Annotated in this window: 14 protein-coding genes; 12 read left to right on the top strand and 2 right to left on the bottom strand. The window is 35.3% G+C overall.

The window, feature by feature from the left end:
- Window positions 1–54: 54 nt before the first annotated feature.
- Window positions 55–2,229, top strand: coding sequence for a TonB-dependent receptor domain-containing protein (locus H5J24_RS20660; protein ID WP_068940249.1), 2,175 nt, complete (start codon window positions 55–57; stop codon window positions 2,227–2,229).
- A gap of 38 nt (window positions 2,230–2,267) precedes the next feature.
- On the opposite strand, the gene H5J24_RS20655 is transcribed toward H5J24_RS20660, so the two are convergent.
- Window positions 2,268–2,429 carry a hypothetical protein gene (locus H5J24_RS20655; RefSeq protein ID WP_167386952.1) on the bottom strand — a complete coding sequence of 54 codons (162 nt, stop codon included), beginning with the start codon at window positions 2,427–2,429 and terminating at the stop codon, window positions 2,268–2,270.
- 46 nt (window positions 2,430–2,475) lie between these two features.
- Window positions 2,476–2,640, bottom strand: a complete 165-nt coding sequence (locus H5J24_RS20650; protein ID WP_167386951.1) for a hypothetical protein — start codon at window positions 2,638–2,640, stop codon at window positions 2,476–2,478.
- Window positions 2,641–3,388: 748 nt separating this feature from the next.
- Between H5J24_RS20650 and H5J24_RS20645 the strand changes: the two genes are divergently transcribed.
- The 11 genes from H5J24_RS20645 (at window position 3,389) to H5J24_RS20595 (ending at window position 12,144) form a co-directional block, all read left to right on the top strand.
- Window positions 3,389–4,303: a dimethylarginine dimethylaminohydrolase family protein gene (locus H5J24_RS20645; protein ID WP_068940248.1), complete on the top strand. Its 915-nt coding sequence runs from the start codon at window positions 3,389–3,391 to the stop codon at window positions 4,301–4,303.
- Window positions 4,304–4,383: 80 nt separating this feature from the next.
- Entirely contained in the window at window positions 4,384–4,788 is a 405-nt protein-coding gene (locus H5J24_RS20640) for a four helix bundle protein (RefSeq protein WP_068940247.1), read from the top strand.
- Between the two features lie 58 nt (window positions 4,789–4,846).
- Complete coding sequence (gene ctlX / locus H5J24_RS20635) at window positions 4,847–5,770, top strand: citrulline utilization hydrolase CtlX (protein WP_068940245.1); 924 nt, start codon at window positions 4,847–4,849, stop codon at window positions 5,768–5,770.
- A gap of 20 nt (window positions 5,771–5,790) precedes the next feature.
- Window positions 5,791–6,150: an S-adenosylmethionine decarboxylase family protein gene (locus H5J24_RS20630; RefSeq protein WP_068940243.1), complete on the top strand. Its 360-nt coding sequence runs from the start codon at window positions 5,791–5,793 to the stop codon at window positions 6,148–6,150.
- A gap of 2 nt (window positions 6,151–6,152) precedes the next feature.
- Window positions 6,153–6,311: a hypothetical protein gene (locus tag H5J24_RS20625; protein ID WP_232815822.1), complete on the top strand. Its 159-nt coding sequence runs from the start codon at window positions 6,153–6,155 to the stop codon at window positions 6,309–6,311.
- Window positions 6,293–7,615 carry a DUF4178 domain-containing protein gene (locus H5J24_RS20620; protein ID WP_232815821.1) on the top strand — a complete coding sequence of 441 codons (1,323 nt, stop codon included), beginning with the start codon at window positions 6,293–6,295 and terminating at the stop codon, window positions 7,613–7,615. The genes H5J24_RS20625 and H5J24_RS20620 overlap by 19 nt, the downstream gene beginning before the upstream one ends.
- 3 nt (window positions 7,616–7,618) lie before the next feature.
- Window positions 7,619–7,810, top strand: coding sequence for a hypothetical protein (locus H5J24_RS20615; RefSeq protein WP_228407572.1), 192 nt, complete (start codon window positions 7,619–7,621; stop codon window positions 7,808–7,810).
- 12 nt (window positions 7,811–7,822) lie between these two features.
- On the top strand, window positions 7,823–8,038 hold the full coding sequence (locus H5J24_RS20610) for a DUF350 domain-containing protein (RefSeq protein WP_068940239.1): 216 nt from the start codon (window positions 7,823–7,825) through the stop codon (window positions 8,036–8,038).
- Window positions 8,031–9,545, top strand: coding sequence for a polyamine aminopropyltransferase (locus tag H5J24_RS20605; protein WP_068940237.1), 1,515 nt, complete (start codon window positions 8,031–8,033; stop codon window positions 9,543–9,545). Before H5J24_RS20610 ends, H5J24_RS20605 begins: the two co-directional genes overlap by 8 nt.
- Window positions 9,520–11,109: an NAD(P)/FAD-dependent oxidoreductase gene (locus H5J24_RS20600; protein ID WP_082810999.1), complete on the top strand. Its 1,590-nt coding sequence runs from the start codon at window positions 9,520–9,522 to the stop codon at window positions 11,107–11,109. The genes H5J24_RS20605 and H5J24_RS20600 overlap by 26 nt, the downstream gene beginning before the upstream one ends.
- A 9-nt stretch (window positions 11,110–11,118) precedes the next feature.
- Complete coding sequence (locus H5J24_RS20595; RefSeq protein ID WP_068940235.1) at window positions 11,119–12,144, top strand: hypothetical protein; 1,026 nt, start codon at window positions 11,119–11,121, stop codon at window positions 12,142–12,144.
- Window positions 12,145–12,171 lie beyond the last annotated feature (27 nt).

The following is a 12,171-nucleotide window of genomic DNA, read 5'->3' as shown; positions in this document are numbered from 1 at the left end:
AAACCTCATTTTTGCAACAAGACAATACTTTTGATCTCATAAAATTAAAAAATTATGATGATCAAATTATGGGTATTTCTGTTACTGCTATGTATGTCAGTTTTTGGAAAAGCACAGGAAGCCACAAGAAAGAATGGATCTGATTCTTTAACTCAACAAAAATCTCCAACGACAAATATTTCGGAAGTTGTTATCCAATCTGCTCCACGAAATGTTAAATTGAATGACGGAAATTTGACGATGGCTGTTTCCGGAAATAAGGATTTTAAAACTTCTACCCATTTGCTTGATGTTTTAAGAAAAACACCTGGAGTGACTATCGATCAGGAAGACGGAATCTTTATTGGAGGAAGAGTGACTCCTGCCATATTTATTGATGGCAAACCCATTGTAATGAGTAATCAGGAATTACAGGCTTATTTACGGTCTTTATCACCGGAAATGGTAGAATCTCTCGAAGTAAATACCAATCCGTCTTCAAAATATGATGCAGAGTTTAAAGGAATTATCGACATTAAGCTGAAAAAGAATACCAATCTGGGCTGGAAAGGAAGTTATAACGGAAATCTGTATGTATATAAATTCAATTCCCGGGAGAATACTGTGAACCTTACGTATAACACAGAAAAAGTAGCATACAGTTTACAGGCAGGATATAACGATGGAATTTCAGTTTACCGATACAATGCCTTACAACGGCTGGCGAATACCAATGTAATGAGGACCAGAACCTATCAGGAAGATCAGATCAATGTATACAACATTCAGACAGGATTCGATTTCAGATTGAATGATAAAAACAGACTAAGATTGAACCTAAGGGGGAGTTCCAGGGAGATTGACCGGATGCGCTCAGGCTCATTATATACTACTAATGAAAATGAAACACAAGTTGTTTTTAATACGGAAAATGAAAATCCAATGCACTATTCCCAGGACAATTACGGGATTACCACTGACTATTCTTTTCAAAATAAAGGATTTAAAATTAATTTTTTAGGCAACTTTCTTTCTGTGAAAAACAAACAGCAAGACAATTTTATTAATAGAGATAAGCCTTCCTCCGAATTATTGTCCTATTGGAAATCTGATCTTGTTAATAAGATTGATATTTATACAGGACAGATTGATGCCTCTCAAAAAATAGGAGATGCAGAAGTAGAGGCAGGGCTTAAATATAGCCAGTCCAATACCAATAATAATATCAGGTATGATACGCTATCTGTGAATAACCAGTTTGTATTCGATCCCGATAGAAGTAATCTGTTTTCCTACAAAGAGAAAATATTGGCAGGTTATCTGTCGTATAAACAAAAATTTGGAAAACTTCAGATCAATGCAGGGCTAAGACTTGAAAATACAAATAGTGTTTCTGATGCGGTTACTTTAGATTCTATTGTTTCAAGAAATTATCTGGAGTGGTTACCATCTTTCAGTGCAAGCTATGCATTCAATAAATCTAATGAGTTTTCGCTTTCTTATAGCAGAAAAATAACAAGGCCTGTTTTTTCACAGCTTAATCCATTTCGCTATTACTTCAGTCCTTTGAATTACTCGATAGGAAACCCTTATCTGCAGCCTTCTTTTACAAGCCAGATCAAAGCAACCTATCGATACAAAAATTGGATCACAAGTTTTACGATAGGAAAAGAAAAAGATGTTATGGCCCGCTATCCTATATATAATCCGAAAACCAATGTATTGGAATATCTGGGAAGCAATCTTCCGTACCGTAAATTTGCAGTTCTGGAAACAAGTTTTCCTGTGAAAATTACAAAATGGTGGAATATGACAAGCCAGATTGCAGGATATTACAATTATGAGTTCAGACCTTATCTTGATCAGGTTTTTGCACTGGATATTTATAACTATGAAATCAGGCTAAACCAGGTATTTACTTTACCCAAAGGATATACGGCTAATCTGTTTGCTAATTATGAATCCAGAACCGGAAACAGTCTTTATATTATTAAACCACGTTACAGTGTAGACCTATCTCTTCAAAAATCGTGGCTGGATAATAAACTTAGCACAAAGATTGGGTATAATAATATTTTTGATTCTTATGACTTGAGTTTAGAGTTCAGACATAAACAAATTATGGACAATCGCTTTAGACATTGGTGGGATAACAGCCGGTTCTATTTTTCACTGAGCTATAGTTTTGGTAGCTCAAAATATCAGGCAAAAGAATCTCAGAGAACAGAGGAAGAAAACAGGACAAGATAAAAGAAAACCTGCTTAGGAAAGCAGGTTTATTATTTTTATTAAGGGCAAACGCAGTTACCACATGTCCAGATTCTGCAGCTTCCGTCGTCATTCCACTCACAGCAGTATTTTGGTCTTGTAATAATTCCTCCGATTACTGATTTTTGCTGCTCTCTTCCTAGTTTTTGTGCGTTTTTAAGCACCGGGTTTTTCTTGTTCATGATTTTGTTGTTTTTGATGTTAATAGATAGTTAAGTTCTGATTTTTTTATGGACATTGACATCTATCACAAGTATAGAGCGTGCATTTTCCTGACGGATCCCATTCACAGCATCTTTTGCCTGTTGAGATTCCTATTCCACCTACTACTAATTTTTGTTGCTCTCTTCCTAATTTTTGTGCATTTTTTAGCACAGGATTTTTCTTGTTCATGATTTTGATTTTTTGATGTTGATAGTTAAGTTTTAAACAATATAATTTCATGGAAATTATATCACTAATATAGGAATTTATTTTATTCTAAAAAGAATTTTTTATCATTATGTGTATGAAATATAATAAGTTGTGCTAAAATCCATAAAGACATATGAATGTTTTTAAGTGAAATATGAAGATTCCATCATGGTTCTGTAGTATAAAATGAAAATTTTTAAACTGAATGTAATTCGTGACCGTATAATAAAAAAGCCATTTCAAAATTTATGAAACGGCTTTCTTACTACTTTATGGGCAGCCACATTTATTACATACCCAAAGGAAGCATGACCCGCTTACATCGTCCCACTCACAGCATTTTCTAGGTCCTGTAAATTCACCTCCAATAATAGTTTTTTGTTGGTCTCTTTCTAATTTTCGTGCATTTTTCAGCACAGGATTTTTCTTGTTCATGACTTTGATTTTTGATGTTAATAATAAAGTTTTCAGCCTATATAATTCCGCGAAAATTATATCACTAATGTAGGATGTTAAATTGTAAAAAAAATCTATTTTTCCGTTCTTATGTAGATGAAATGTAGTAGGTTGTAGACGTTTTTGTATGCTTTATACTACGGTTTGTTGGATAGGGGGAGAATTTCGCTAAAAGGAGGTGTTTAAGAAGGTCAAATTTCAGACATAAAATAATCCAAAAATTTTCTAGATAGAGACCTTTACTTATATTTGTAGTATTGCATAAATCTTTATGAGACTAAACATTAAAAACGAAACGGGTAGGCTGAGATCAGTAGTTCTGGGCCAGCCTAATTCATTGGGAGCCGTTCCCACGCTAGAGGAAAGTTATGACGCTAAGTCATATTACTCAATCGAACACAACATTTATCCTAAAGAAGAGGATATTATTAATGAAATGAACGCTTTTGAAGCGGTATTAAAAAAGTATGACGTTGAAGTCCTGCGCCCAAGCATCATTGAAGATTACAATCAAGTCTTTTCAAGAGACGTTGCTTTTGTGATTGATGATAAAATGATTATTTCCAACGTAATTGCAGACAGAGCAGATGAGCAGGAAGCATACAAAAGCGTATTTGAAAAAGTAGCCTGGAGAAAAATTATTAATCTTCCGGAAACAGCACATATTGAAGGAGGGGATGTAATCGTATGGAATGACTTCATATTCATTGGGACCTGCTTCAGCGAAGATTACAGAAACTATAAAACGGCAAGAACCAACGAGTATGCCATTGAAATTTTAAAAGAATACTTTCCTAAGAAAAGAATCATTGATCTTGAACTGAAGAAAAATGATAAAGTACCTTTTGAAGGAATTTTACACCTGGACTGTACTTTCAATCCTGTAGGTGAAGACAAATGTATCATCTACAAAAACGGATTTGTAGACGAGAGCGACTATCGTCTTATCATCGATATTTTTGGAGAGGAAAACTGTTTCCACATCAATGATGAAGAAATGTTTGAAATGTTCCCGAATATTTTCTCTATTTCTCCTGATGTTGTAGTTTCAGACAAAGCATTTACCAGAATGAACAACCACCTAAGAGATGTGTGGGGAATGACAGTAGAAGAAATTCCTTACAGAGAAATCTCTAAAATGGGAGGTCTGCTGAGATGCTCTACCATGCCACTTGTAAGAGACTAGTTGAGTATTAGAGTTATAGGGTAGGAGAGTTTTAGAGTGAGAAAGTCTTAGTGCAATTTTTTAATCTTAAATAAGTAATTATGCCAACGATTAAATTCCATCAGGATCTAAAAGTATATCAAAAGTCTTTTGAGACGGCTCAACAGATCTACGAATTATCGAAAGCTTTTCCAAAAGAAAAACTCTATTCTCTTACTGATCAAATACGAAGATCATCAAGATCTGTAACAGCTAATGTAAGTGAAGCTTGGGGAAAAAGAAGATATGAAAAATCTTTTATCGCTAAACTTACAGACTCTGAAGGCGAGGCTAGGGAAACCCAAACATGGAGCCAGTTTGCCTATGCCTGCAACTATATCAATGAAGAGCAATTTAACAATTTGCAGCATCAGTATAATCAAATAATAGGGATGTTAATTAATATGATTAACCAGTCAGAAAAATGGTGCTCATTTTCTTCTTTTGATACAGAACAGAAGGATTGATCAACCAGGCTGACAACTCTCCAACTCTCATACACTAACACCCTCAAACTTAAAAAACATGCAAACAACAGATACGGTATTAATGATAGAGCCGATTGCATTCGGCTACAACGCAGAAACTGCGAAAAACAATTACTTTCAGGTAGAACAAACAGGTTCCGATATTCAGTCAAAAGCTTTGGCGGAGTTCAATACCTTTGTTGGGAAGCTGAGAGAAAAAGGAATCAATGTCATTACTATAAAAGATACATTAGATCCTCATACCCCGGATTCCATTTTTCCTAATAACTGGGTAAGTTTCCATAAAGACGGAAAAGTGGTTTTATATCCGATGTTCGCTTCCAACAGAAGAGTAGAAAGAAGAGATGATATTCTTGAAAGCATCAAAGATCAAGGTTTCGAAATTACTGAAATCGACGATTGGTCTTTTCCGGAAACACAAGGTCATTTTCTGGAAGGAACAGGAAGTATGATCTTCGATCACGATAATAAGATTGCATATGGTTCTGTTTCTTTGAGGTTAGATGAAAACTTATTCAGAGAATTCTGTGAAAAATATGGTTTTACACCAGTGGTTTTCCATTCTTATCAGACTGTAGGTACGGAAAGACTCCCAATTTATCACACCAATGTTATGATGTGTGTAGCAGATAAATTTGTAGTAATCTGCCTTGATTGTATTGATGATGGGCTGGAAAGAGAAAAGGTAATTGAAGCCATCAAGAATTCAGGAAAAGAAATTGTTGAAATTTCAGAAGAGCAAATGCAGCAGTTTGCAGGAAATATGCTTCAGGTTCAGAATAAACAAGGTGAAAAATTCCTTGTAATGAGCCAAACGGCTTACCAGTCTTTAAATCAGGAGCAGGTAGCAGCTATTGAAAAATACTGTGAAATTATTTATTCCGATTTAAATACCATTGAAGTAAATGGAGGCGGAAGTGCAAGATGTATGCTTGCAGAAGTTTTTCTTCCAAAAAAATAATATATTTACGAAAAAATTAATTGAACCCATTATCAAATAAAGGTTTACATATTCTTCTGACTTTGGAAACAGAGTCAGAAGATTTGTTATTAGACAGCAAGGGTTTTCTTGCTTTTACAGAACGTATTCTGGAAACCAAAGACGTAGAGATTGTAGGAATTACCAATCATATTTTTGAAAATCAAAGCTTTACTTCGGCAGTATGTCTTAAAGAGTCACATCTCTGTATTCATACGTGGCCGGAATTTAAGCAGCTTACCTTTGATGTTTTCCTTTGTAATTATACTCAGGACAATACAGAAAAAGTAGAACAGATTGCAGATGAGGTTGTTCAATATTTTAAAGCTAATACCATTCAAAAACACAAAATTTACAGATAAAAATGGATCACATTTGTCCCATTTGCCAAACCCATAATAACGAGCTGGCAATAGATTTTGCCATTGAAGAATTTATCTGCAGCCACTGCGATAGCCTTGTTAAAGTAGGAGAGTCTACAAAAAGAGGATTGTTAAAAAACCTGTGGAAAACGTTGTTGTAGCAGTAGGTCAGAAAGGTTTACTCTATGGTACAGAGTACTGGGTGATTAATATTGTTATTAAAAAATATGGCTCGGATACCTTTTGGCGAGAATATACTCTGAAAGACCGTACCGGAAACAATGTATATCTGAGTGAAAGTGACGGACATTGGGTATTTCTTCGTCAGGTTGATTTTGCCTTTAAAGAATTCCAATATTATGTTGAAGCAGATGGTAAGAAATACAGATGGTATGAAACCACACCTTGTAACGTTCATGCTGCCGCCGGGTTTTTTGAAGAGAAATTACAATCTGGGTTAGCTCACTATAAAGAATATGTAAATGGTACTGAAATGATTTCTCGTGAAGAATATGGAAAATCAGTACAGTTTTTCAAAGGTAATCATATTTCAAGAGGTGAAATCAAAAAAGCATTCGGTATAACAGATATGCCTTACCGCTCTGGAACAGGGATTGTTCAGCCGTTTTTCTTTAATGTTAAACAATGTACCAATATTATGGCCATTACAGCCTTATTGATATGTATTCTGCAGTTATATGTGGTGACTTCAAGGAGTAATCAGACGGTCTTTGAACAGAGCATCAATTTTGCAGATGTTGCGGATAAGGAAGTGGTGAGTAAAAGCTTTACCCTTTCAGGTGGATCTGCACCGTTAAAAGTACGTGCATTTTCTGCTGTGAATAACTCCTGGGCAAATGTAGGGCTTAGTCTTGTGAATGAAAAAACCAACGAAGTAGTGTATGCTTCTAAAGATATTGAGCAATATTCCGGATATGAAGGGGGAGAAAGCTGGAGTGAAGGAAGCCAGACGGAAGATTTTAATTTGTGTGGTATTCCCGGAGGAACTTACCATTTCCTGATTTCAGCTGAGAAAGAAGGCGGTGCAAAAGATCCGTTTAAATCTGGCTATAGACCACAGAATGCAGACTTTTCAATTCTTAAAAATAATGAAGGAGGTTTTTCTCTCAAAAATGATAAAGACCAAACAGTAAGTACCTATAATGATATAGAAATTTTGAAGAATGAGATCATCCTGAGAACTGGTCTTCAGAATACGATACAAGAAACAGGAAAATTAGATTCTATACTTCTCAATATGCCTCAGGAGTATAGCTATCCCAGAGGTTATGAGAATAACCCAGCCGTAAATATTACAGCAACCTGGCTGCCGGTTTCCTTCTGGAACTTCGGAATTGTTCTGGTTTGTCTCATCATATTTGCTGTAGTAACCCATTGGATGAAACGCGTTTTCGAATCAGGAAAATGGAACAATAGCTCCAATTCACCTTACGCTAATAACTAAATTATGGAAAGTATAATCAATTATATCAAAAGCAACTGGCTGTTATTAGCTATCGGGGTATTTTTTATGGGGTGGTTCGCTTATCTTACGTTTACAGGAAACCAATTCTGTGACTGTGTGAAAACAGAAAAATATCGCGACGGAACTACAAAGAGCCACTCCAGAACTGGATTTTACAGATACTATCATAAATAAAAATTAAAAACTATGGACAATATCAATTTATTACCAATATTAAATTCGGTTCTTTACTCATTCTTAGGAATCGCTATTCTGCTTATTTGCTATTTTATTATTGAAAAGCTTACCCCGGAAAAAACATGGCATGAGATTGCTCAAAATAAAAATATAGCGCTGGCTATTGTTTTCGGGGCTTTTATCATCGGAATTTCAATGATTATAAGCGCAGCAATTCATGGATAAGAAGAGGATTCCTCTTGAGCTGCTTTTATTGTTTTCTGTATTTGTCATTGCGACATGTGGATTGATTTATGAATTGGTGGCGGGAGCATTGGCGAGTTATCTTTTAGGAGACTCTGTAAAGCAGTTTTCTTTTATCATTGGAGTTTACCTCTTCTCTATGGGAGTAGGTTCCTATCTGGCTAAATTCATTAAGGGAAATCTTATCGACAAGTTTGTAGAAATTGAAATTCTGGTAGGAATTGTTGGTGGGGTAAGTTCTGTGGTGCTATTTGTTTTATTCAATACACTGGCACATTTTGAAAGTGTACTTTACCTTTTTGTTTTCTTTACAGGATGTTTGGTAGGAGTGGAAATTCCGATTCTGATGAATATTCTGAAAGATAAAGTTCAGTTTAAAGATTTGGTTTCAAATGTTTTTGCCTTTGATTATATTGGAGCTTTATTAGCATCTATTCTTTTCCCTTTGGTTTTAATTCCGCAGTTGGGAATTGTAAAAACACCTTTATTCTTTGGGCTGATCAATATCTCAATTGCCATATTCTTATGTTTTTATCTTAAAAAGGAACTATCAAAACCTTTCTCATTAAAAATAAAATCAATAGCAGCATTTATTTTATTGGTTGGGCTTTTCATCTTTTCAGATAAAATTTTGTCTTATTCTGAGGAGAAGCTTTATGGAGAAAACGTTGTGTATACAAAGAGTTCTCCCTATCAGAGAATTGTTTTAACTAGAAATAACCGGGAATTCAGACTGTATTTGAATAATAACCTGCAGTTTTCCTCAACAGATGAGTACCGCTATCACGAAGCATTGGTTCATCCGGCAATGTCGATGGCTAAAAATATTGATCATGTACTGATTTTAGGTGGGGGTGATGGTTTTGCTGTACGTGAAGTCCTGAAATATAATGAAGTAAAAAATATTGAGCTAGTTGATTTGGATGGAGAAATGACAGATTTCTTCAAAACCAATGAAACCATGAAAAGGTTGAATCAAAGTTCATTGTCCAATCCAAAGGTAGAGGTCATTAACAAAGACGCTTATATCTGGGTAAAGGAAAACAAAAAGAAATTTGATGTCATCATCATAGACTTTCCGGATCCGTCCAATTACAGCTTAGGAAAGCTATATTCTCTACAGTTTTATAAAGAACTTGAAAGATTGACTACTCCTGATACCAAAATTGTAGTACAGACAACCTCTCCTTATTTTGCCCCAAAATCTTTTTGGTGCATAGAGAAAACCATTAATCAGATTTTTCCTTTTACTTCTGCATATCATACCTACGTTCCATCATTTGGAGAATGGGGATTTTCAATGGCTTCATTTGAGCCCATTAACAATAAAGTGTACAGAAGAATTCCAGGTCTGAAATATTATGATTATGAATTTTCGAAAATATCATATTTCAGTAAAGATATGAAGGTGAATGAGGTAGAAGTTAACCGTCTGGATAACCAGATATTAGTTCGTTATTTCGATGAAGAGTGGGGAAAAGTTCAGTAGGAAAGAGTTTCTGAAAACAGTAATGCTTGGTGGGCTGATGCTTCCTTTTCTGCAATACTGTGGAAGGAAAGTAAAATCATTGTTGTTGAAGATTACAGGAACCAATCATGTTTTGGGGCATAAATTATGGGCAAAGGATTTTCCACAATTTTCCGAAGTTATCCACACTCAATATCTTGTGGTGGGCGGAGGAATCTCTGGGCTCTCGGCCTGTAGGCTTTTCAGCCAGCATAACGAAGATGATTACCTTTTGTTGGAAATGGAAGATCATTTGGGTGGAAATTCTTCCAATGGTCAGAACAAGTTTTCAAAATTCCCGCTGGGAGCACACTATCTGCCTTTACCCAATAAAGAAAATACAGAGATCATAGAATTTCTTACAGAATGTGGTATCTGCCAAGGGCTAGATGAAAATGGAGATCCCATTTTAGATGAGTATCAGATGACCTTTCCACAGCAGGAAAGACTGTTTTATAAAAATGCATGGCAGAATGATATTGTTCCTCAAAAAGGAATATCAGCAGAAGTTCAGAAAGAGTTTGACCGTTTTTTCAAAATGATGGATGACTTTCGTCAAAAGAAAGATATTCAGGGAAACTATTGGTTTGCTATTCCGGTTCATGATTCAAGCAGAGAAGATGAGGTTCTTAATCTTGAGAAAATTGTATTCAATGATTGGCTTCACCAGAACAACTTCAAGTCTGAAGAACTTCTTTGGGTATTAGATTATTCCTGCAGAGACGATTATGGTTTAGGAATTGACTACGTTTCCGCATGGGCCGGGATTCATTATTTTGCAGGAAGAAAAAACAACTGGAGTAAAAAATATAAAGATCAGGTATTCACATGGCCTGAAGGGAATGCAAGGTTAACTCATTATTTTTCAAAGTATACAAAAGGAAAATCATTAACTAAGAATTTAGTTTTTGATGTTAAGGTTACTGACAAGGTTCAAGTTTTAAGTTTTGACAATGCTCATAAGAAGACCAGAAAAATCATTGCTGATAAAGTTTTGTTTGCTACCCCACAGTTTGTCAATGAAAGAATTTTTAACAACAGAAAAGCATCATCATTTCATTATGTTCCCTGGCTTTTAACCACAATTACTTTGAAGAATGAATTTGGAGGAGATGAAGAATTGGCATGGGATAATGTGATTTATGGATCCTCCGGATTAGGTTATATTTTTGACCAGCATCAGAATATTAATCAGATCATGGGTGAGAAAGTGATTACTTACTATAAAAGTTTTTCTACCAACGATTGTAAAAAGGCAAGGAAGAAGTTGTATTCCATGAAAGAAGCTGAACTTAAAAATTTAGTTTTAGAAGATCTGAAGAAAGCTCATCCTCTGATTGAAGATTTTATCCTTGAAATGCAATTCCATAAATTAGGACATGCAATGATTGCTCCTGTTCCGGAACAGATTTTTGGAGATGCTGCAAAAATGGCCAAACAGCCTATTGAGGGAAAAGTATTCTTTGCGCATTCTGATCTCTCAGGAATTTCTATTTTTGAAGAAGCTTTCTATCAGGGAATAAGGACGGCCCAACAAATGATATAAAATTGTTTTATGAAACAACCCTGGATACATAATGCAAAAACAGACTGGTGGTTTATTTTATCCCCACCTTTCCTGGTATTGTTAATAATTTTTCTTTTTCAGAAACAGATTCAGGGACTTGAAAATTATTATTCCTTTTATACATGGCTTTTCCTGATTGTTTTTGTAGATGTAGCCCATGTATATTCCACATTGTTCAAGACCTATTTTGTAAAGGCTGAGGTGCAGAGAAGAAAGCTGCTGTATTTTGGCGTACCCATCATAAGCTGGTGCTTAGGAGTAGCTTTATTTCAGTTGGGGAGCCTTACCTTTTGGTCTGTGCTGGCACTCATTGCTGTTTTTCATTTTATCCGTCAGCAGTATGGGTTTATGAGAATCTATGCCCGTTTTGAACCGAATAACTGGAGTAAAAAAATAGATGAGGTTGCCGTGTATGCTGCTACCATTTTTCCAATGCTGTACTGGTTTCAGACCCCACGCGCTTTTGCTTGGTTTGTGGATCATGAATTTGACTGGCTTAAAAACTTACCTAACTATATTGGAGGGTTTACAGTTCTCTATACTCTGATTGTAACAGTTTGGATCATCAAAACAATCGTTGAAACTATAAAAACTAGAACCATCAATATTCCTAAAGTAGCACTTATCGCTGGAACTTTCCTTTCCTGGTATTTTGGAATCATATATTTTAACAATGATCTTCTTTTTACTTTTCTGAATGTGGTATCTCATGGTATTCCTTATATCGCTCTGATCTATATCCGTGAAATCAAACAGAAAGATCAACGGCAACTCAACTGGATGCAGGTTTTTAAACCGCTTTCAGGAATCTTTTTATTTGTAGCTATCATTGTAGGGTTAGCTCTATTAGAAGAATTTTTATGGGAAACCTTGGTATGGAATGAACACTTTTCAATGAATCTGGCTGTTTCAGAAAGCCTGCTTCAGTTTTTGATTCCTTTATTGGTTGTTCCACAGCTTACTCATTACCTCTTAGATGGATTTATCTGGAGAAGACCGAAAAAAGTTAGCTAACTTTGTCCGGAATGTTTAAAATCTAAA

It is taken from the genome of Chryseobacterium capnotolerans, from assembly GCF_021278965.1.
GTDB classification, from domain to species: Bacteria; Bacteroidota; Bacteroidia; order Flavobacteriales; family Weeksellaceae; genus Chryseobacterium; species Chryseobacterium capnotolerans.
Note: the sequence above shows the minus strand (reverse complement) of the source record. Positions and strands in the feature narration are given on the sequence as shown.